This window comes from Scandinavium lactucae (assembly GCF_033843265.1).
Classification (GTDB): Bacteria; Pseudomonadota; Gammaproteobacteria; order Enterobacterales; family Enterobacteriaceae; genus Scandinavium; species Scandinavium lactucae.
Map to the genome: position 1 here is coordinate 187,011 of NZ_JAWXRD010000030.1, position 20,807 is coordinate 207,817.

A 20,807-nucleotide genomic window follows, 5' to 3' on the forward strand; every position below is an offset into this window, starting at 1 on the left:
AACCACAGTCTTGTTGTGGCTTAATGGAATAAAACGAACATTGAGGGAATAGCATGACTCTTTCCACGGTCAGTGAAGCCGATGTGATAGTGATCGGCGGCGGTGCCACCGGTGCCGGGATAGCCCGCGACTGCGCCCGCCGCGGCCTGAAGGCCATTCTGGTTGAACGCGACGATATCGCCACTGGAGCCACGGGGCGCAATCATGGCCTGTTGCATAGCGGGGCACGTTATGCGGTTACCGATCCGGAATCTGCCCGCGAGTGCATCGCCGAAAACGCCATCCTGAAACGCATCGCCCGCCACTGCACCGACGCCACGGAAGGTCTGTTCATCACCCTACCGGAAGATTCGCTGGACTATCAGCACACCTTTATCGAGGCCTGCCTCGCGGCAAACATTGACGCTCAGCCACTGACCCGGGCGCAGGCGCTGGCGATGGAACCTGCGGTGAACCCGAATGTGATTGGCGCGGTAAAAGTGCCCGATGGTACCGTCGATCCTTTCCGTCTCACCGCGGCCAACATGCTGGATGCCCGCGAGCACGGGGCTGTCATCCGCACCGGCTGCGAAGTCACGGGGCTGATCCGTCAGGGCGAACGCGTCTGCGGCGTAAACGTCTGGGACCGCACACGGCAAACCAGCGAACAGCTTTATGCCCAGGTGGTGGTCAATGCGGGTGGGATCTGGGGGCAGCGCATCGCCGAATACGCCGAACTGAGCGTACGCATGTTCCCGGCCAAAGGATCGCTGCTCATTTTCGACCATCGCATTAACCAGCACGTGATTAACCGCTGCCGCAAACCGGCTGATGCCGACATTCTGGTGCCCGGTGATACGATTTCGCTGATCGGCACCACCTCCACGCACATTGATTATCGCGACATCGACTGCAACCGGGTGACGGCTGCCGAAGTGGATATTCTGCTGCGGGAAGGCGAAAAACTGGCCCCGGCAATCGCCACCAGCCGTATTCTGCGCGCCTACTGCGGGGTACGTCCGCTGGTTGCCAGCGAGGATGACCCGAGCGGGCGCAACGTCAGCCGTGGCATCGTACTGCTTGACCACGCCGCGCGCGATGGCCTGGAAGGGTTCATCACTATCACCGGTGGCAAGCTGATGACCTATCGTCTGATGGCTGAAATGGCCACCGACGCAGTGTGTCGCAAGCTGAACCACAACGCGCGCTGTACTACCGCTGAGACGCCGCTACCCGGCTCACAGGAACCGACTGAAAAATCACTGCATAAAATCATCTCCCTGCCCGCCCCGCTGCGCGGTTCGGCCATTTATCGTCATGGCGACAGAACCCCCGCCTGGCTCGGCGATTCGCGCCTGCACCGCAGCCTGGTTTGTGAATGCGAGGCGGTGACCGCCGGAGAAGTGCAGTACGCGGTCGAAAATCTGGCGGTGAAAAATCTGCTCGATTTGCGCCGTCGTATCCGCGTGGGCATGGGCACCTGTCAGGGAGAGCTGTGCGCCTGTCGCGCCGCCGCCCTGTTGCACCGCTATCAGGTTACGACCCCCGCGCAGTCGCTGAATCAACTGTCCGAATTTCTCAACGAGCGCTGGCAGGGCGTGCAGCCCATCGCCTGGGGCGATGCGTTACGCGAAAGCGAATTTACCCGCTGGGTATGGCAAGGGTTGTGCGGTCTGGAAAAGGAGCATCACGATGAAATTTGATACCGTCATCATCGGCGGCGGACTGGCGGGTTTACTCTGCGGGCTGTCACTCACCCGGCAAGGGTTACGCCCCGCCATTATCAGCCGGGGTCAGAGTGGGCTGCACTTCTCTTCCGGCTCGCTGGATTTGCTGGGCCACGCCACATCACAGACGCTGGACGCGGCGCTCGACACCTTGACCACAGAAGAACCTCTTCACCCTTACAGCCTGCTCGGTAAAAACGCGGTGCTCGACTACGCGCGTCAAACCGAAACGCTGCTGGCCGAGTGCGGAATCGCTATGCTGGGGCAGGTCAACCAGCCGCATCGGCGTATTACACCGATCGGCACCCTGCGTCAGGCGTGGCTCACGCCGCCGGATATCGCTCTCGCCCCGCAGCAAGGGGAACGGATTGCGGTGGTCGGTATCAGCGGATTTATCGATTTCCAGCCCCATCTGGTAGCCGCCTCTTTACGTCAGACCGGCGTCACCGTCGAGGCGCTGGAGATTGTGCTTCCGCAGCTGGATGTGCTGCGCGACAACGCCTCTGAATTCCGCTCGGTAAATCTGGCGCGGATGCTCGACGACGGTGAACAGTGGCGCAGCCTCCACGCAGCGCTGCTGCCGCTGGCCACTGACTACGACAGGCTGCTGCTGCCCGCCTGTTTCGGATTGCAGGATAACAGCCTGTGGCACTGGCTGAATGAAACCCTGCCCTGTGGGCTGGCGTTACTGCCCACCCTGCCGCCGTCGGTGCCGGGTATCCGACTGCATACGTTGCTGCAACGCCAGTTCGTAAAAAATGGCGGGGTGTGGCTGGCCGGAGACGCGGTAACAGACATTGCCCATGACGGGCAAAACATCAGCGCCATCTCTACTCGCAATCATGGCGATGTCCCGCTGCACACCCGTTTTGCGGTGCTGGCCAGCGGCAGCTTCTTTAGTAACGGGCTGATTGCCAGCCGGGAAGGCGTGTTCGAACCGCTGCTGGGGCTGGACGTGCTGCAATCTGCCCCACGCGAAAGCTGGACCCGGCGCGATTTCTTCGAACCGCAGCCGTGGCAGCGGTTTGGCGTGCAGACGGATACCTCCCTGCGCGCGCTACGTCACGGCAAACGCTTCGATAACCTGTTTGCCATTGGCGGTGTGCTGGGCGGTTTTGACGGCATTACGCAGGGCTGCGCCGGGGGCGTCAGCGCCGTCACCGCCCTGCATGTCGCCCGCCAGATTGCCGAACTCGCCGGAGGTCAGCCATGAGTGATACCCGTTTTGAAAGCTGCATCAAATGCACCGTCTGCACCACCGCCTGTCCGGTCAGCCGTGCGAACCCACGCTATCCTGGCCCGAAACAGGCCGGGCCGGACGGCGAACGTCTGCGTCTGAAAGACGGCGCGCTGTACGACGAGGCGCTAAAATACTGCATCAACTGCAAACGCTGTGAGGTTGCCTGCCCGTCAGACGTCAGGATCGGCGATATTATCCAGCGCGCCCGGGCGCAGTTCAGCCAGCAGAAACCGACCCTGCGCGATGCCATCCTCAGCCACACCGATTTAATGGGCAGCCTGTCGACGCCGTTCGCGCCGATCGTTAATGCCACCACCGGGCTGAAACCGGTTCGCCGCCTGCTCGACAGCGTGCTCAAAATCGACCATCGCCGCACCCTGCCGAAATACGGCTCGGGCACCTTCCGGCGCTGGTATCGCCAGGTGGCGAAGCAGCAGGCACAGTACCCCGAGCAGGTGGCGTTTTTCCACGGCTGCTATGTCAATTACAACAACCCGCAACTCGGCAAAGATTTGCTCAAGGTGCTCAACGCACTCGATATTGGCGTGCAACTGCTGGAAAAAGAGAAGTGCTGCGGCGTGCCGCTGATCGCCAACGGGTTTATCGACAAAGCGCGCAAACAGGCGCAGGTTAATACCGCCTCGCTGCGTAAAGCAGTGGTGGAAAAGCAGCTCCCGGCGATTGCCACCTCCTCCACCTGCGCCTTCACCCTGCGCGATGAATATCCGCATCTGCTGGACATCGATAACCACGATGTGCGCGACCATATCGAACTGGCCACCCGCTGGCTGTGGAAACAGCTGGATGGCGGAAAGTCGTTGCCGTTGCGCCGTCTGCCGCTGAAAGTGGTGTATCACACGCCCTGTCACATGGAAAAAATGGGCTGGGCAATTTATACCCTTGAACTGCTACGTCAAATCCCTGGGCTGGACGTGATGGTGCTGGACTCACAATGCTGCGGCATTGCCGGAACCTACGGTTTTAAAGCGGAAAACTACGATACGTCACAGGCGATAGGCGGCCCGCTGTTTCGTCAGATTGAAGACAGCGGCGCGGACCTGGTGATCACCGACTGCGAAACCTGCAAATGGCAAATCGAGATGTCCACAAGCAAACGCTGTGAACATCCGATCAGCCTGCTGGCGCAGGCGTTAATCATGCCAAACTAATCAGTAGCTGTTTTTCACGACGTATGCGGCTGGCGTGGCTTTGAACTGCGCCAGCCGCTGGTCAAGCGCCTCGGTATAAAGCATCGTATCCACCCCAACGGCGACAAAGTTTGCCCCCCATTGCAGGCAACGCTTCGCCATTTCCGGGTCAACGGCGAGGATCCCCGCCGCTTTTCCGGCCTTGCGGATCCGACCAATACTCTCCTCAATAATGCACTGTACCTCAGGATGCCCGGCGTTATCCGGAAAGCCTAACGAGGCCGAAAGATCGGCAGGCCCGATAAATACCCCGTCAATACCGTCCACTTCCAGAATCGCATCGAGGTTATCCAGCGCCGCTTTGGTTTCCACCTGAATCAGCACGCACAGTTCCTCGTTGGCCTGCGCCATATAGTTTTCGACGCGTCCCCAGCGGGCAGCCCGGGCAACGCTGGCTCCCACGCCGCGGACGCCCAGCGGCGGATAGCGGGTGGCGCTGACAATGTCGCGGGCCTGTGCCGCGCTTTCAACCATCGGGATCAGCAGCGTGCGGGTGCCGATATCCAGCACCTGTTTAATCAGGCTGCGATTATCGTCCACCGGACGGATAACCGGCTGGCTGGCGTAAGGGGCTATCGCCTGCAGCTGGTGGTACAAATCCTGCACGGTGTTGGGCGCATGCTCGCCATCAATCAGCAGCCAGTCATAGCCCGAGGTGGCGGCGATTTCCGCCATATACGCCGAGGTCGAACTCAGCCACAGGCCAATCTGCGTTTCCCCGCGCTGAAGTGCGGCTTTAAACGGGTTCGCTAAAATCGTGTTCATAGTCATCCTTTGCAGTCAATTAGGCAGTACGTTAATCAGGCAACCCGTCAGGCTGAGTGGCCGGGCGTGAAACATGCAGTGAAAAAATCAGCAGGGTCCCGACCATGGCGACCGCCGCCAGCGTCAGTAAGCCCGCCGAACTGCTGGCAAACAGTGTTTCAGCCTGTACGCGCAGAATAGGCGCTATAAACCCGCCCACCGCACCGAACAGGTTCACAAAACCGATCCCCGCCGCCAGTGCAGTGCCCGACAGCAGTTGTGTCGGCATGGTCCAGAACACCGGCTGTACGGCGATAAACCCCACCGCCGCGACGCACAGTGCCACGATGGCCAGCACCGGCGACACCAGGCCCGACACGCCGATGCCAATCGCCGCAGCCAGCAATGTCAGCGCCGCAACGTTGCGTCGTTCGCCGGTTTTGTCGGAATAGCGCGGAATAAGCCAGGTGCCAAACAGGGCGAAGACCCACGGGATAGCCGTCACCATCGAAGCATAAAAGCCCACTTTAGTCCCAAGCAGGGCCGCGACCTGGGTCGGCAGGAAGAAGATCAGGCCGTAGACCGCCACCTGAATGCAGAGATAAATCATCGCTAACTGCCACACCCGCCCGTTACGCAGCGCATCGCTAAGCCTGGAGGCGACCTTGTGTTCTTCTTCGCTGGCTAACTGCCGGACAAGCGCCTGCTTTTCTTCGGCGCTCAGGAAACGTGCCTTCTGCGCCGTATCGTCCAGCCAGAAGAAAGTGAAAATCCCTGCGCCGACAGCCAGCACGCCTTCGATTAAAAACATCCAGAACCAGCCGGGATGGCCGAGAAAACCGTGCATCTCCAGCAGCGCACCGGACAGCGGTGAGCCGAGCGTCAGCGCCAGCGGCGCGCCCATGTAAAACAGCCCCATGATGCTGGCGCGGTTGCGCTGTGGGAACCACTGGGAGGTGAGGTAAATCATGCCGGGGAAGAAGCCTGCCTCCGCCGCGCCCAACAGCGTACGTACCAGCAGAAATTTGGCTTCGGTGTCGGCCCACGCCATCGCGGCGGAGAGACCCCCCCACAATAATGTGGTGCCGCCAATCCAGTACCGGGCCCCGAACTTGCGCATCAGCAGGTTGGCCGGTACGCCGAGAAAGGCATACACCACGAAGAAGATCCCGGCCCCGAGCGCATATGCCTCGTTGCTCAAACCGGTATCCAGCTGATACGTCTCTTTCGCAAAGCCGATGTTTGAGCGATCGAGGAACGCCAGCACGTACAGTGCCAGCATGAACGGGATCAAACGCACGCGGTTTTTCTTCACCACGCGCTCAATCAGGGTGGTATTCATCGCATTATCCTCAGGAAACCTGCGCCACGACTCACCGTGACGCAGCGGTTTAGTGCTGGATGAGTGCCGGCTTAGTGGCTGTATGGACGGGTCAGGTGGCAGTCGCGATTCAGCTCCACGCCAAAGCCCGGTTTATCCAGCACGCTCTTGTGCATCCGACCGTTCACTGGCACCGGCTCATCAAGCAGGATCGGGTCAAACTGTGGACGCAGGGTCGAACAGTCCGGACTGGTCATCAGGAATTCGCTGAATGGGGTATTGGTGAAGGTGATAACGGCGTGGTGCGAGTAAACCGACGACCCGTGCGGCACCACCAGCTGTCCACGCGATTTAGCGATAGCGGCGATTTCCACCAGCGTCGTCAGGCCACCGCACCAGCCGACGTCCGGCTGCATGATGTCAATCCCGGTTTCCGCCAGAGTACGGAACGATTGCAGCGAGCCGTGATGTTCCCCGCTGGTAACCATCATTCCCGCCGGGGCGTTACGCTTCAACTCCCGATAGCCCTCGTACTGCTGTGGCGGCAGGCATTCTTCAATCCATTTCAGGTTGTACGGGGCGCAGGCGTGGGCCAGCTTTGTGGCATAGTTCACGTCCTGGCTCATCCAGCAGTCGAGCATCAGCCAGAAATCCGGGCCGCATTTTTCGCGATACTCGGCAACCATCGCCGCATCTTTGCGGATCCCCGCATCGCCATCATGCGGGCCAAAATGGGTAGGCATTTTACCGCCGATGAAGCCCATCTCCTTCGCCAGATCCGGACGGGCACCGGTGGCATAGAACTGAATCTCGTCTCGCACCGCGCCGCCCAGCAGTTTGTACACTGGCAGGCCGACAACTTTGCCGAACAGATCCCATAACGCCAGATCGATGCAGGAAATGGTGTTCATCACCAGGCCGCCAGAGCCGGAATAGTACATCGTGGCATTCATCATCTGGTCATGGATAAGCTTGATATCGCTCACACATTTGCCTTCGATAAAGCGGTTCAGGTGTTTCTCGACGATAAAGCAGCCCATTTCACCTGCGGTGGAAACTGCAAATCCGGTTTGCCCGTTTTCAGCCTCGACTTCCACCACTAAGGTGCCGAGCACGTTAATGCCGAACGACTGTCGGGACTGCTCATACTGTTTATATTTGCTCATTGGCGTGGCGATGTGATCGTCAATCCAGTGATCCGCGCCCTGGTCATGATAATCGCCGCCGCCAGCGCCTTTTTCTGCCGTGGCACCGCCCAGAAACCAGGCCCGGATATGTTTAATTTTCGGTAAGGTCATGATGTTCTCCTGTTATGAGGCTTGTTGTTGTTCAAAGGGGCTTTTCCAGCCCAACAGACGGGAAATGTCTTTCGCACAGGCAATCGCTTTCCCGGCGAGATAGTCGCGGTTGTCGTCGTTGATTTGCAGGCGCGTACCGACCACGGAAATAGCGGCCGTAAGCTGGTTGCTGGCGTTAAACACCGGGGCGGCTACGCAGCGTACATCGGGATAATCTTCGCCGTTATCGAAGCTCCAGCCGCGGGCACGAATGCGGGCCAGCTCTGTATGCAGACCGTCAGCAGTGGTGAGGGTCGTCGGGGTGGCCTGCTGCCAGTCGAGCGTGGAAACAACGGCCTCGCGGACGTTTTCCGGCTGCCAGGCCAGCAGGCATTTGCCTATCCCGGAGCGATATAACGACAGGCTTTTGCCTTCGTGCGAGCGCACGCTGATGGTCGAGGAGGATTCAATCTTGAGGATGTAATACGCGTTTTCGCCATCAATGATCCCGAGATGGCACAACAGGCCGCACTCGTCCATTAGCTGCGTCAGACGTGGACGCGCCAGTTCACGCAGGTCCATTTTCCCCAACGCCTGCCCGGCCAGCTCCACCAGCCGGGTCCACAGACAATAGTTATCGCGATTATCCATGCGCAAAAAACGCTGCTTCTTCAGTTCGCCGAGCAGCAGATAAGCGGTGCTTTTGGGAATAGCCAGCTCATCAATGATGGTGGCGGCGCTGCACGGGCCGATGCGCCCGATCAGGTCGAGAATTTGTATGGCGCGGGCAAGCGCCGGGACTTTGCTTGATTCCAACATACTGGACTCCAATCCTGAATACTGGAATCAGTGTTACGGCTGAGCCTCGGTCAAAGTGTGAACGCGGTCATAGTCCAAACGGTGTCCGCCCAGTTGAGCTTTTCCTGAACTAAATATGGGAGATAACGCACAGATTTTTTTAAGAGGAGTACAACCGGTTGGACAAAATGCGTGCCGGACGGGCTCCGGCACGCGGGGATGCAGAATTTAGGGCAGGAACAATGAATCGACGACATTCACCCAGCCGTGCCCGGTGGTCATCTCTTTCCCGTGCAGCCAACGACGCAGAAGGTTCAGGGCCATCATGGCGCAAACTTCCTGCCGTATGGCCAGACTGTGGCGTGAGGTGCTGAATTTCACCTGTAGCGCATGGGTGCCTTCCGGGGTCGAGAGCGCGAAGTTCAGACGATCCTGCTCCAGCCCACTGACGGCTAACGCCAGCCCGGCAAAGTGTTTCACCCGCCGTTCTGCGGTCCAGTGCGCGGTCTGCGCCAGGGTTTCCTCCTGACACGGCACCACTTCACTCGCCAGCAGCGGCGCGTTTTCGCGTCCCAGCTGTAACGCGATCAGTCCGGAAGTGAACTGCTCGCTAAGCGTGATGCTCAGGGTGCTTTCCTGTAGGGTGCGCGCAATTTGCGCCGCCAGCCCCTCGGTGCCTTCAAAAATCAGACTTTCGCCCGCGACCTTTTGCACTTCCGGCCACAGGGCGAGCATCGCGTCGCGTTCCGAGGCAGGCCCGGTCAGCTTGAGTTCAATTATCGGCATCGATGAGCGGTAGCCCATCGTGACACCCGGCGGCATAACCAGTGGGTCAAGCTGCTGCGCCAGGTCGCTTTCAGAACGGCCAAAGGTGGTTAAACGCAGGCATAGCGGCGGTTCGCTCAGGGCAAAACGCGCACGCAGACGCGGCAGGATCTGGTCGGTGACCATCACTTTGAATTCAGACGGCACGCCTGGGGTGAAAAACATCAGACAGCGATTAAGCTGAAGCGCGAATCCGCAGGCGGTGCCGACCGGGTTATCAATCATTTCCGCGCTGGCGGGGATTTCAGCCTGCTTGCGGTTGCTCGGGGCCATCACCCGACCACGTTCGCTAAAGAATTTCTCCATCTGGGTGAGCCATGCCTCATGCAGCACCAGCTCTTCCCCTTTGGCGGTGGCGGCGGCCAGCGCGCTGAGATCGTCACTGGTCGGCCCAAGGCCGCCGTTGACTATCAGAATATCGGCATGTTGACTGCGTTCGCGCAGGACCGACACCAGTGCATCGAGGCTATCGCCAACGGTATTGCGCCGGGTTAACGGCAATCCCTGGGTAAATAAGTAATCAGCAAGCCATGCCGCATTGGTGTCAATAATTTGCCCATGCAGCACTTCGTCACCGGTGGACAGCATCTCCACGTTTATCATCGTTTTCTCCTTACAAGAGGACGATTTACTATAGCGGAGGCGAGGGAGAAAAGGAAAACAGGCGCGACAGAATGCCGCGCCGGAGGATCAGAACGCGGCGCTTACACCAACGTACGGGCCGTCTGCAATGGTGTTGTCGCGGTTGCCATCTTTGCCCGCAAGGCTCAGATAGCGGTAACCCGCTTCGATGCTGATTGGACGCATGATAGTCCAGCGACCACCGGCGTTCGCTTCCTGATAGCTCTCTATGCCGCTGGAGAGCGAGTCCGGAGAGTAATAGTACTCGCCGAACAGACGGAAGCTGTCGCCAATCTGCCACTGCAGACCCCCACCCACCGCGGCGGCATAGCCTTCGTCGCCGTCATTGGGATTGGTGTAAATACCTTTCCCACCGACGGTGGCAATAAACGGCCCCAGCGGAATGTTCAGACCCAAACCAAGGCTGGCGGCGTCGCCGTCGTTATCACTGTGAGTCCAGTTACCGCTCATTGCCAGACCGGTAGATTCCGTTCCAAAACCGACGCCCAGGTTGGTGTAGTGTTCACCTGCCTGACCGCTGACGCTGATAGCGTTGGCGGCGGCAGACACAAACAGCAGTCCGGACAGACCTAACAAAATACCTTTTTTCATTTTTTACGTTCCAGCAAACACAAATTAATAAAAACTCCCGAAAACGGCTGAATTGTACTGCTGAACGCACAGGAATCAATGCACTATCAAAGTGAACTCCCACAGGATTGTAACCAGTTGCTACCTGAAATCGTTTTGAGGCGCAATTATTTCACCCACAGACGAATGCTGATCCTCGGCTTTGTGCTGGGAGAAATGCTGGAGCAAAACCTGCGCCGCGCGCTGACTATCAGCAACGGCAGCGTCGGTATCCTGTGGCAAAACGGGGTGGCGATAACGCGGCTGATACTGGCGAGAGTGGTTATCGTCATGCCTCTGGTGCTGCGCCTGATGCGCAAACGCCGTCAACGCAAAGCGGTGGTTGCAGCGAGTTAACCGCGCAGCGTGGCATTGACCCACGCCAGTAATGCCCGGCGGGAAATTTTTATCCCGCCGGTTTTCAGACTGGCGGGCAGCATTAACCAGCACACTGGTTGCTGAAAACGCGCCAGTTTGTCCTCTGCCCACTGTGGCATCTGCGTGACATCAAACCCGTCACTGCCTTCCACTACCGCCACCGGACGCTGACCAAACTCAGCGTCGTCCAGCGGCACAATAAAGATTTGTTCGACCTGCGGATGACGGCTAATCACCCGCTCCACTTGTTCCGGCTGAATGCCTTCCCCGCCGCAGAAAAACAGGTTATCCATTCTCCCCAACACCGTCAGACGCCCGTCGTGCAGTTCGCCACGATCGCGGGTGGGAAACCAGCCTTCGGCGTTAGTGAGCGGGGTCAGCGCACCGTTTCGCCAATAGCCAGCGGCCATGCTGTTTGCCCGCAGCCAGATTTCACCGTTGACGATTTTGACTTCCCGCCCCGGCAACGCACGGCCCACATCCGCTTCGCCGTCGGTTTCTTTGGCGCACACCGTCGAGGCAAATTCCGTCAGCCCGTAGCCGCAAAAGGTGCGGATCCCATGCGCACGGGATTGCTCCGCCAGCTCAACTGGGATCGCCGCTCCGCCGAGCAGCACCGAGTTGAGCGTCAGCGGTTCGCCGTCGTTCAGCAGTCGCCAGAGTTGCGTTGGCACCAGCGAGGCGTGGGTGCAGCCCGCCAGCATTTGCGCCAGCGGCAGGCGTTCACGCACCGTCAGCCGCGCACCGTTGTGCAGCCAGCGCCAGAGAATGCCCTGCCCGGAGACGTGAAACAGCGGCAACGACAGCAGCCAGTCGTCGGTGTCGCGGTAGGGAATTAGCGCCAGCACCCCTTCGGCGCTGGCCAGATGGGCAGCAAACGTATGCCCCGCCGCTTTCGGTAAACCGCTGGAGCCGGAGGTCAGGGTCAGGGTCGCCAGCTGCTCTGCCTGCCAGGCGACATCCGGGGCGTGTGCCGCTTGTTGCAAGGAGAGCGTCGTTAAATCGGCAAACGGTATGTCACCGCTTAGCAATACGGCATGACGCAACGAAAACTGTGGCAGTAGCGCCGCCACCAGCTCACGCGGCAGTTGAGGATTCACCGGTAGAACGCGCGCCCCACACTGCAACAGCGCCAGCCATGCCAGCAGGGTCTGCGGATGGTTGTACGCCCGGAGTAACACACCGTCGTCCGGGTGTACGTTCTGTGCGGCAAACCCAGCGGCCAGAGCGTCAACCCGCTGACACAGCTGCTGCCAGCTTAGCGTTTCGTCGCCCAGACGCAGCGCCTGGGCGAGCGGTCGCTCAGCGCACCAGTGCCGCCACGGATAATCAGCGAAAATCATACCAGCGGATCCAAACTCTCGCAGCTGAGGCACGGTAATTGACTGTTCGGCCAGCGGCGAATCAATTGTGCCTGCATCAGGTTCAGCGTATCCAGCCCCGGCAGGGTATCCGGCGTCAGCCACGCGGCAATTCGCGCCAGCTGTGTCAGGCCCAAACTGGATTCAATCGATGAGCTGATCACCGCCGTTATGCCCTGGGCATGCGCCGCCGCGACCTGTTCACGGACTTTTTGCAGGCTGCCAGTGAGCGTCGGTTTGATCACTACCGCCTTGACGCCAGGCTCAGCGGTAAAGGTGAAATCGGCTTCGCGCAGGCTTTCATCCCAGGCGATAGCTATCCCGGTTTGCTGGGCAAACGCGCGGGAGTCGTTCCGGGTCCGGCATGGCTCTTCGATAAAAGCGATGCGCGGGCGGTATTGAGGATCTACATATTTGGCGAACTGCTGCGCTTTCAGCGGCGTCCACGCCCGGTTGGCGTCGAGTCGCAGCTGTAAATCGGGAATGGCTTCCAACAGCAGGTTGACGACCATACCGTCGCGGACCGCTTCCCACAGCCCCACTTTCACCTTCGCCACCTTCTCGCCGGGCATCGCCTCAAGGACCGCAAACAGTTCGTCCGGGTCGCCGGTACACAGCGGGGCCGCACGATAATCCGCCGCCTGCGGTAATTCGTCGTGCAGCTCTGCCAGCGCACAGCTCAGGCCAAACGCGGCAGAAGGCAGCTGCGGCAGGTCGGGATTGCCACCGTCACGCCAGGCGTTGGCCCAGGCGAGAACCGCCGTCTGGGCCTGCTCCAGCGTTTCTTCGCTGAATCCTGGCAAGGGCGAAATCTCGCCCCAGCCTTCGGCATCGCCCTGGCGTAGCTGAACCAACAGCCCGTCGCGGGTTTTCAGTCGCCGCTCGCGCAGAACCACTCCCGCGTCCATGGGGATCTGCCAGCGATATACCTGGGCGTGTCGCATTATGGATTCCGTTTGAATTTGCTGAAATCAGGCTGACGCTTCTGGTTGAAGGCGTTGCGGCCTTCCTGCCCTTCTTCAGTCATGTAAAACAGCATGGTGGCATTGCCCGCCAGCTCCTGCAGACCGGCCTGACCATCGCAGTCAGCGTTGAGGGCTGCTTTCAGGCAGCGCAGTGCCATCGGGCTGTTTTCCAGCATTTCACGACACCAGCGCACGGTCTCTTTTTCCAGATCCGCCAGCGGTACCACGGTGTTGACCAGGCCCATATCCAGCGCCTGTTTAGCGTCGTACTGACGGCACAGGAACCAGATTTCACGCGCTTTCTTCTGCCCCACGATGCGGGCCATGTAGGATGCGCCCCAGCCGCCGTCGAAGGAGCCGACTTTCGGGCCGGTCTGGCCGAAAATAGCGTTGTCCGCGGCAATGGTCAGGTCACACATCATGTGCAGCACGTGACCACCGCCGATGGAATAGCCTGCCACCATGGCGACAACCGGTTTCGGGCAGGTGCGGATCTGACGCTGGAAATCCAGGACGTTCAGGTGATGAGTGCCCGCATCGTCCTGGTATCCGCCGTAATCGCCGCGCACTTTCTGATCGCCCCCGGCGCAGAAGGCTTTGTCACCTTCGCCGGTGAGAATAATCACCCCGACATTGTCGTCATAACGGGCATCCGCCAGCGCCTGAATCATCTCTTTGACCGTCAGCGGACGGAAGGCGTTGCGCACCTGTGGGCGATTGATGGTGATTTTGGCAATGCCGTCAGAGGATTTCTGATAACGAATATCTTCGAAACCTTCGGAGCAGTCCTGCCAGTCAACCGGGGCGTACAGCGTTTTTTCATCAGGGTAAATCATAATAAGTCCTGTCGTCAGTCGTTCAGAATTTGTGTCAGAAAACCGGCCACCGCCGCGGGGTTTTCCCGGTGAGCGTTGTGTCCGGCGTGAGGAATGAGGTGGCATGGCGCAGCCAGCTGCTCCGCGATAGCGCGGAATTTGGCATCACGTTCACCACACAGATACCAGAAAGCATAGTCTCTGGCAGGCGCGGTCAGCGCCGGGCGTAAATCAGGCTGCACCGCCAGAGACGTGGCGAGCAGCATATCCGCCAACTGTGGGCCGTTATTTTTCGTGCGTAGCGCCACCAGTTCATGGCGCTGGGCTTCGCTCAGTGAGGCGAACACCGGCTGGCGATACCAGGCGTCGAACACGTCCGTGAGAGATTCATGGCGAAAGCGCTGTGCCCATTGCGCATCGGATTGCTCGCGCGCCCGGCGGGCGGGTTCATCTTCCAGACCGGGATGCCCGCCTTCAACAATCAGTCCTTTCAAGCCGGGCATTTCCGTCTGGCTCGCCGCAAACATCGCCACGCGCCCACCCAGCGAATAGCCCACCAGCCAATATTTAAGGATGTTGTAACTATCCAGCGTAGCCTGCAGTTCCCGGCAGACATCTGTAAAACGGGTCACCGGGATCGCCGCCGATCCGCCGTGACCAGGCAGGTCGACATACAGTCGGGAGAACGCACCGAGCTGTTCGCCCACCGGCTGCCATTCCCGGCTATCACCCGAAAAGCCGTGCAGAAAAACCAGCCACGGCTGGTCAGTGTCCCCGCTTTGCGCCACGGCGTGCAGGGTCATAGCTGGCTGACCTCTGCCAGTAAATGCTGCAACGTCTGCGCCCCGTCAGTGTCGTTCACCACCAGTTCGATAACCGTGGTCACCGGCTGACGCCATGCGCCCCGCATCGCCTCGTCCAGTGCCGCCCAGTTTTCCGGGCGATGGTAATGCAGGCCGAACATCTTCGCGGCGTGTTCAAAATTGACGTTTTGCGGCATCAGATAGAAGCGTTCGCGTTCTTTCGCCGGGGTCGGTAGCAGGGAGAAAATCTGCCCGCCGTTGTTATTCACCACAATCAACACCAGCGGGGCCGAAACCTGACGCAGCAGCGCCAGACCATTAAGATCGTACAGCGCCGACAGGTCGCCGACGATCGCCAGCGTTGATTTCGCACTGCCGCGCTGGACGCCCGCAGCGGTTGAAATCAGCCCGTCGATACCGCTGGCCCCCCGGTTGCTGAACACCGGATATCCGGCGGGTAGCTGACCAAGCGCGTCAATCAGGCGCACCACTAAACTGTTGCCGACAAATAATTGGCCCTGATCGGGCAGGTAATCGCTGATGCGGTGGGCCAGTTGCGCTTCACCGAAGGTATCTCGCAGCACCTCGGTTTTCTGCCATGCCTGGCGGGACAGGTCTGGCACATCCACACACCAGCTTTGGCGCGGTTCAGCCGGATGTAAATCCAGCCACCTGTCGATGTGGCACACCAGCCGCCGACCACGATGATGGGCCGGGTCGAGCCGTCCGGGCAGATTATCCACCAGCCAATACTCATCCGGCTCGCAGCTGGCCTGCCATTGCAGGAGACGTTTCCCGGTCAGGTTGCTGCCGAGCTGGACCACGATTTGTGCCTGAGAAAGTTCGGTCACCGCTTTGGCGTTGCCGAGCCATAAATCCGCACACGGCAGCGGTTGACCGGTTTGCGACAGGACATCGCCAATCAGCGGCCAGCCGAGGTTTTTCGCCCATTCAGCCACTTTCTTGCCTTCCGCGGCGCTCATGCGCCCGGCCACCACCACCCCGCGTTTTTGTCGCCAGAAGAACCAGTCGCGCTGCGGTTCACTTTCCAGATGCAGGGCTTCGCGCAGCCATGGCTTGTCGCTTTGCCACCAGTTGCCCAGCGCCTGCTGCCAGTCGAGGCCGGTGTCGTCCATTTCGCCATACAGCGGTTCGGCAAACGGACAGTTGATATGCACCCCGCCGCTGTGCAGCTGGCCCAGCGCGTTGTCAATCGACGAGACCAGCCAGCGGGCCGGAATATCTTGACTCGGACGCGGGAGCGAAAGCGTTTGAGAAGGATGAGAGCTGAAGATGCCCGCCTGGCGAATGGCCTGATTAGCGCCGCAGTCGATCAGTTCCGGTGGGCGGTCAGCGGTCAGTAGGATCAGTTTTTCACCGGTCAGCCCGGCTTCAATCAGGGCGGGATAGAGATTTGCCACCGCAGTACCGGAGGTGACAATGACTGCCACCGGCTGTTGGCTCGCTTTTGCCAGCCCCAGCGCCAGGTGACCAAGGCCACGCTCGTCAAAATGGGTGTGAGCTATCAGGGCGCGGTTTTCAGCCGCCGCCAGCGTCAACGGGGTCGAACGCGACCCCGGCGCAATGCAGACGTGCTGCACGCCGTGGCGGGTTAATGCTTCAAGGATTACCGCCGCCCAGCGTCGGTTAAATGCGCTTACTGACATGATATTGTCCAGTATCAATTTTGCTGATTATTATAGATGAGTGATAGCGACAGGTTATTGATATGAGTCGGTTATCTGTTATTCGGAAAGCAGTAAAGAGCGTAGCCCCGCCGCTTTTTGGGTGATTTCCTGCCATTCCTGCTCAGGATCAGACCCTCGAACAATACCCGCCCCGGCATACAGCCGCGCGACCTCGCCGGTGACTTTCGCCGACCGCAGCGCTACGCAGAACTCACTCTGCGCCAGGCTGAGATAACCAGCAGAACCGGCGTACCATTCCCGGACGAAGGGCTCGTGATTTTCAATAAACCGACGCGCCTGTTCACGCGGTAATCCGGCGACTGCCGCCGTGGGCTGGAGTTGGGACAGGCAGCGTGTGTCGTCAGGTTTTTTCAGCTCGGCCAGGATACAGCGCCGTAGATGCTGCACCTTTCGCAGGCGAATGACCTGCGGGGGCAGCACTTCGAGGGCGTTGACGTCCTGCTGTAAACGCTGGCAGATGTCTTCCACCACCAGCAGATTTTCACGCTGGTTTTTATCATCGTGCATCAGCCAGTCGGCAAAATGTCGGGCCTGTTTTTCATCAGGATGGCTCGCCACCGTGCCCGCCAGCGCTTCCGTTTTAAGCTGGGTGCCCTGCCGCCGCCAAAGCCGTTCCGGGGTCGATCCCAGAAATGCGCTTTGCGCCCCGAAGGCCATCAGAAAGTGGTAGCAGTTGAGATTCACGCGACGGCTGGCGGCCATCATCGCTCCGGCGTGCAGCGGGGTGGCAAAACGTAAATCGGTGGCGCGGGCGAGGACCACCTTATCGAGCGCACCGCTCGCAATGGTGTCGGTGGCGGCGTCTATCAGCCCCACCCATCCCGCGTGGTCAGGGAAATGGCGCTCGCCTTTTAGCTCACCACTGAGGGTGGGCAACGTGCGTGAAGGCAGTAAGGTGGTTAAAAATTTGCTGGCCTGACGAGCATCCTCTTGCAGGGAAACGTCACTACTGAGCGTCAGGCGTAATGTTGCTTTCCCGGCATCGCGTCGCCATTCCAGACGCGGCAAAAACAGTTGTCCGTTTTCGGGTTCGAAGGCATTCAGCCCCCAAATACGCAAAGTCGGTTGATCCTGCAGGAGGAAAGCATTGGCCTGCGTCAGTGAAGTGAACTGTCGCACCGCCCCCAGGGCCGCGACTTCTTCATGACCGTTGCGATGTTGCCAATAAAATTGCGGGAATTGTGTCTGACTGCAAAGCCAGCTTAGAGGATCAAAGGCGTCATTCAGAGGGAAGGATGTATCGAAAATTCGCGAACCAGGCGCTTCAGGCATGTCATCGGACAGAAAACCCAACAGGTTTTCCAGCGCAGCGGTAATGGAATGCACGCGAACCTCCCTCAGATAAAAACCACAAATTATATACTCTACATAAATTCAAACAGCAGGAAGGCGGCAAATCTGCGAGTTCCCGGGAGCTTACATAGGTAAGTGACTGGGATGAGCAGACGTAGCCAACGCACATGCAACTTGAAGGATGACGAGTATAAAGGGTACTGCCTGAAAAATGCAGTACCCATGAGGAGGGAGCGGTTTTTATCGACGCGCTAACAGCAGACCCAGAACCAGCCCGACGGCAGCCCCGACGCCAATTCCCTGCCACGGTTTTTCGTGAACATAGTCGTCTGCACGATTCACCGCCTGTTTGGCGCGGTAGTAATAGGTGTCCGACGCCTGACTAACACGGGCCTGGACCTCCTGCAATGCCTGCTCAGCACGCAGCTTAAGCTCAATGTATTTCTGATCGGCCGGATCGCCTGAGGAGCTTAACACTTCTTCCAGAGTCTCACTTAGCAGGGCCAGATCGTCGTCGATACGTGATTCATAAGAATGATATGCCATCAGTTTTCTCCTTGGTTAAACCTGTCCGCTAACTATAGACAATGGTTTACGAGTTCGCTTCTCGCGCCATGCCGATATGTGGGATACCGTCTTCGTCATAAACGTCGGTGACCGGAGCAAAACCGAAGCGGGCATAGAACGGCTGGAGATGGGCCTGCGCGCCCAGGTACAACGCCTTCTGCGGCCAGTGTTGCAGGCAGCTGGCGAGGGTGTGTTCCATCAGCTGAACGCCGAGTTTTTCACCCCGAACCGCCTGGCTAACAATCACCCGACCGATAACCACTGGCTCAAATTCGGCCTCGCTTTTCAGAATCCTCGCATACGCGACCAGCTCGCCGTCGCGCCAGCCGAGGATGTGTCGGTTCTCGCCGACCAGGTCGTCGCCATCGACATCCTGATAAGCACAGCGCTGCTCCACCACAAATACCTCACAGCGCAATTGCAGTATCGCGTACAGCTGTTGAACGGTTAACTGGCTGTGATGAAGATCGTTCCACTGAATCATATTGTGCTCCGTTATACTGTCTTTTTTATTTAACGCTTTGAGGTGATTGCGTTATGGAATTGATTTTTCTCGGGACATCCGCAGGCGTACCCACCCGTCACCGTAATATGACGTCGATGGTCCTGAATTTGCAACAGCCAAACCTTTCGCAGATGTGGCTGTTTGACTGCGGGGAAGGCACGCAGCACCAGTTTCTGAAGACCAGCCATCATCCGGGCAAGCTGGATAAAATTTTTATTACCCATTTGCATGGCGATCATCTTTTCGGTTTGCCAGGTCTGCTGTGCAGCCGTTCGATGCAGGGGAATCCGTCGCCGTTGACGATTTATGGCCCGAAAGGCATTCGTGAGTTTGTTGAAACCGCCCTGCGCCTGAGCGGGTCGTGGACTGACTATCCGCTCAGCATCGAAGAAATCGGTCCCGGCGTGGTGTTTGACGACGGTTTTTTTAAGGTCAGCGCTTATCCGCTCAATCACCCGGTGGAATGTTATGGCTATCGCATTGACCAGCATGATAAGCCCGGCCCGCTCGATGCCGCCCGCCTGCTGGCCGATGGTATTAAAGCCGGGCCGCTGTTCCAGCAGCTAAAAAAAGGGCTGACGGTGGAAATGCCCGACGGGCGCAGGGTGAACGGTCAGGACTATCTTGGCCCCAGCACCCCGGGTATCAGCCTGGCCATTTTCGGCGATACCGCCCCCTGCCCGGCCGCGCTTGAGCTGGCAAAGGGTGTCGATGTGATGGTGCATGAAACCACGCTCGAACAGGAGATGGCAGAAAAAGCCAACAGCCGCGGGCACTCCTCCTCCGTTCAGGCCGCGCAGCTGGCCCGCGAGGCGAAGGTCGGCAAGCTCATCATTACCCACGTCAGTTCTCGCTATGACTGGCACGGCTGTCAGCGCCTGCTGGCCGAATGTCGCAGCGTGTTCGAGCCCTGCGAACTGGCAGAAGATTTCAGCGTGTTCCCTTTGGTTTAACTTTTAATGATATTTGCCGATAACAGAGTAAAGGCACGACCTGACTGTTTACTCTGAGGGCAAGATGGATAATTTCCAGAAAGATATCGACGACAGGGCCAATCTGACGCTGTCGAACCGCTTTGAACTGCTGCTGTTCCGCCTGGGAGCGTCGGCTGATGGTGACAAGTCCGAACTGTTCGGCATTAACGTGTTTAAACTGCGCGAAATCGTGCCGATGCCCTCGTTCACCAAACCGGCGGGCATTAAGGCTCCGGTGATGGGGATGGTGAATATTCGCGACCAGATTATCCCGGTGATTGACCTGCCGTCGGTGCTGGGGTGCAAAGCAGAAAGTGGGCTGAATATCCTGCTGATCACCGAATATGCCCGCAGCGTGCAGGCGTTTGCGGTGGAGTCAGTGGAGAACATCATTCGCCTCGACTGGACCCAGGTGCATACCGCAGAAAAAGCGGTGAACGGTCAGTACATCACCAGCATTGCCTGTCTGGATAATGAGCGAGACAGTAATAACCTGGCGATGGTTATTGACGTGGAGCAAATCCTGTATGACATCGTGCCAGCTGACCATGATTTGCACGCCACCCGCCTGACCGCGCCGAAGCAGCGCATCAAACCGGGTGCCACAGCGATTGTTGCTGAAGACTCGAAGGTCGCGCGGGCGATGCTGGAGAAAGGCCTCCAGGCGATGGAAATCCCGGCGAAAATGCATATCACCGGACTGCAGGCGTGGGAGACGATTGAAAAGCTGGCGAAAGAAGCGCTGAACGAAGGCGTGCCGGTGACCGATAAGATTGCGCTGGTGCTGACCGACCTTGAAATGCCCGAGATGGACGGCTTCACCCTGACGCGCAAAATCAAATCCGACCCGCGCCTGAAGGCAATCCCGGTGGTTATCCACTCGTCTTTGTCAGGCAACGCCAACGAAGATCATATCCGCAAAGTGAAAGCCGACGGCTACGTCGCCAAGTTCGAAATTAACGAGCTGTCATCAGTGATTAAGGAAGTGCTGGAGCGCGCCGACCGCCGCGAAGAGGGGCCGCTGATCAGTCGATTACAGTCGGTGTGATTTTTTAGCGGCCTGATAC

Annotated in this window: 19 protein-coding genes and 1 pseudogene; 6 read left to right on the forward strand and 14 right to left on the reverse strand. The window is 58.8% G+C overall.

Annotated elements, in window-relative coordinates; translation table 11 throughout:
• Nucleotides 1-53 precede the first annotated feature (53 nt).
• Genes glpA through glpC form a run of 3 tightly spaced genes read left to right on the forward strand, consistent with a single transcriptional unit; the run spans nucleotide 54 to nucleotide 4,115 of the window.
• Nucleotides 54-1,682 carry an anaerobic glycerol-3-phosphate dehydrogenase subunit A gene (glpA, locus tag SIK69_RS12910; RefSeq protein WP_319786244.1) on the forward strand — a complete coding sequence of 543 codons (1,629 nt, stop codon included), beginning with the start codon at nucleotides 54-56 and terminating at the stop codon, nucleotides 1,680-1,682.
• A complete protein-coding gene (gene glpB, locus SIK69_RS12915; protein WP_319786245.1) occupies nucleotides 1,672-2,919 on the forward strand; it encodes a glycerol-3-phosphate dehydrogenase subunit GlpB in 1,248 nt (415 codons plus the stop codon). The genes glpA and glpB overlap by 11 nt, the downstream gene beginning before the upstream one ends.
• The gene (glpC, locus tag SIK69_RS12920; RefSeq protein ID WP_319786246.1) at nucleotides 2,916-4,115 is read left to right on the forward strand and encodes an anaerobic glycerol-3-phosphate dehydrogenase subunit GlpC; all 1,200 of its coding nucleotides are present in this window, start codon (nucleotides 2,916-2,918) and stop codon (nucleotides 4,113-4,115) included. The genes glpB and glpC overlap by 4 nt, the downstream gene beginning before the upstream one ends.
• Here the strand turns inward: glpC and yfaU are convergent, their stop codons facing one another.
• From yfaU to SIK69_RS12950, 6 genes are all read right to left on the reverse strand, one after another.
• The gene (gene yfaU, locus SIK69_RS12925) at nucleotides 4,116-4,919 is read right to left on the reverse strand and encodes a 2-keto-3-deoxy-L-rhamnonate aldolase (RefSeq protein ID WP_319786247.1); all 804 of its coding nucleotides are present in this window, start codon (nucleotides 4,917-4,919) and stop codon (nucleotides 4,116-4,118) included. It abuts the gene before it with no gap.
• Between the two features lie 31 nt (nucleotides 4,920-4,950).
• A complete protein-coding gene (locus SIK69_RS12930) occupies nucleotides 4,951-6,240 on the reverse strand; it encodes an MFS transporter (RefSeq protein WP_319786248.1) in 1,290 nt (429 codons plus the stop codon).
• 71 nt (nucleotides 6,241-6,311) lie between these two features.
• Nucleotides 6,312-7,517 (reverse strand): L-rhamnonate dehydratase, encoded by a 1,206-nt coding sequence (gene rhmD, locus SIK69_RS12935; RefSeq protein ID WP_319628865.1) that lies wholly within the window; start codon nucleotides 7,515-7,517, stop codon nucleotides 6,312-6,314.
• A 12-nt stretch (nucleotides 7,518-7,529) separates the two neighbouring features.
• On the reverse strand, nucleotides 7,530-8,315 hold the full coding sequence (locus tag SIK69_RS12940) for an IclR family transcriptional regulator (protein ID WP_319628864.1): 786 nt from the start codon (nucleotides 8,313-8,315) through the stop codon (nucleotides 7,530-7,532).
• 207 nt (nucleotides 8,316-8,522) lie between these two features.
• Complete coding sequence (locus tag SIK69_RS12945) at nucleotides 8,523-9,722, reverse strand: nicotinamide mononucleotide deamidase-related protein YfaY (RefSeq protein WP_319786249.1); 1,200 nt, start codon at nucleotides 9,720-9,722, stop codon at nucleotides 8,523-8,525.
• 87 nt (nucleotides 9,723-9,809) lie between these two features.
• A complete protein-coding gene (locus SIK69_RS12950) occupies nucleotides 9,810-10,352 on the reverse strand; it encodes a YfaZ family outer membrane protein (protein ID WP_319628862.1) in 543 nt (180 codons plus the stop codon).
• Between the two features lie 132 nt (nucleotides 10,353-10,484).
• Between SIK69_RS12950 and SIK69_RS12955 the strand changes: the two are divergent.
• Nucleotides 10,485-10,727 (forward strand): annotated as a pseudogene (locus SIK69_RS12955) (tripartite tricarboxylate transporter permease); the annotation flags it as partial.
• On the opposite strand, the gene menE reads toward SIK69_RS12955, so the two are convergent.
• From menE to SIK69_RS12995, 8 genes are all read right to left on the reverse strand, one after another.
• A complete protein-coding gene (menE, locus tag SIK69_RS12960; protein ID WP_319786250.1) occupies nucleotides 10,724-12,091 on the reverse strand; it encodes an o-succinylbenzoate--CoA ligase in 1,368 nt (455 codons plus the stop codon). The pseudogene SIK69_RS12955 and the gene menE overlap by 4 nt on opposite strands.
• Complete coding sequence (gene menC, locus SIK69_RS12965; protein ID WP_319628860.1) at nucleotides 12,088-13,053, reverse strand: o-succinylbenzoate synthase; 966 nt, start codon at nucleotides 13,051-13,053, stop codon at nucleotides 12,088-12,090. Before menC ends, menE begins: the two co-directional genes overlap by 4 nt.
• Entirely contained in the window at nucleotides 13,053-13,910 is an 858-nt protein-coding gene (menB, locus tag SIK69_RS12970) for a 1,4-dihydroxy-2-naphthoyl-CoA synthase (protein ID WP_319628859.1), read from the reverse strand. Before menB ends, menC begins: the two co-directional genes overlap by 1 nt.
• Before the next feature lie 14 nt (nucleotides 13,911-13,924).
• Complete coding sequence (gene menH, locus SIK69_RS12975) at nucleotides 13,925-14,692, reverse strand: 2-succinyl-6-hydroxy-2,4-cyclohexadiene-1-carboxylate synthase (RefSeq protein WP_319628858.1); 768 nt, start codon at nucleotides 14,690-14,692, stop codon at nucleotides 13,925-13,927.
• Complete coding sequence (menD, locus tag SIK69_RS12980; protein ID WP_319628857.1) at nucleotides 14,689-16,359, reverse strand: 2-succinyl-5-enolpyruvyl-6-hydroxy-3-cyclohexene-1-carboxylic-acid synthase; 1,671 nt, start codon at nucleotides 16,357-16,359, stop codon at nucleotides 14,689-14,691. Before menD ends, menH begins: the two co-directional genes overlap by 4 nt.
• Before the next feature lie 78 nt (nucleotides 16,360-16,437).
• Nucleotides 16,438-17,727: an isochorismate synthase MenF gene (gene menF, locus SIK69_RS12985; RefSeq protein ID WP_319628856.1), complete on the reverse strand. Its 1,290-nt coding sequence runs from the start codon at nucleotides 17,725-17,727 to the stop codon at nucleotides 16,438-16,440.
• A 207-nt stretch (nucleotides 17,728-17,934) separates the two neighbouring features.
• Nucleotides 17,935-18,240 (reverse strand): stress response protein ElaB, encoded by a 306-nt coding sequence (gene elaB / locus SIK69_RS12990; protein ID WP_319628855.1) that lies wholly within the window; start codon nucleotides 18,238-18,240, stop codon nucleotides 17,935-17,937.
• 46 nt (nucleotides 18,241-18,286) lie between these two features.
• On the reverse strand, nucleotides 18,287-18,745 hold the full coding sequence (locus SIK69_RS12995; RefSeq protein WP_319628854.1) for a GNAT family N-acetyltransferase: 459 nt from the start codon (nucleotides 18,743-18,745) through the stop codon (nucleotides 18,287-18,289).
• Nucleotides 18,746-18,798: 53 nt separating this feature from the next.
• Here SIK69_RS12995 and rnz point away from each other — a divergent pair, with 53 nt between their 5' ends.
• Both rnz and SIK69_RS13005 read left to right on the forward strand, forming a co-directional pair.
• Nucleotides 18,799-19,719 carry a ribonuclease Z gene (gene rnz / locus SIK69_RS13000; protein ID WP_319628853.1) on the forward strand — a complete coding sequence of 307 codons (921 nt, stop codon included), beginning with the start codon at nucleotides 18,799-18,801 and terminating at the stop codon, nucleotides 19,717-19,719.
• 64 nt (nucleotides 19,720-19,783) lie between these two features.
• Nucleotides 19,784-20,788 carry a chemotaxis protein gene (locus SIK69_RS13005; RefSeq protein WP_319628852.1) on the forward strand — a complete coding sequence of 335 codons (1,005 nt, stop codon included), beginning with the start codon at nucleotides 19,784-19,786 and terminating at the stop codon, nucleotides 20,786-20,788.
• Nucleotides 20,789-20,807 lie beyond the last annotated feature (19 nt).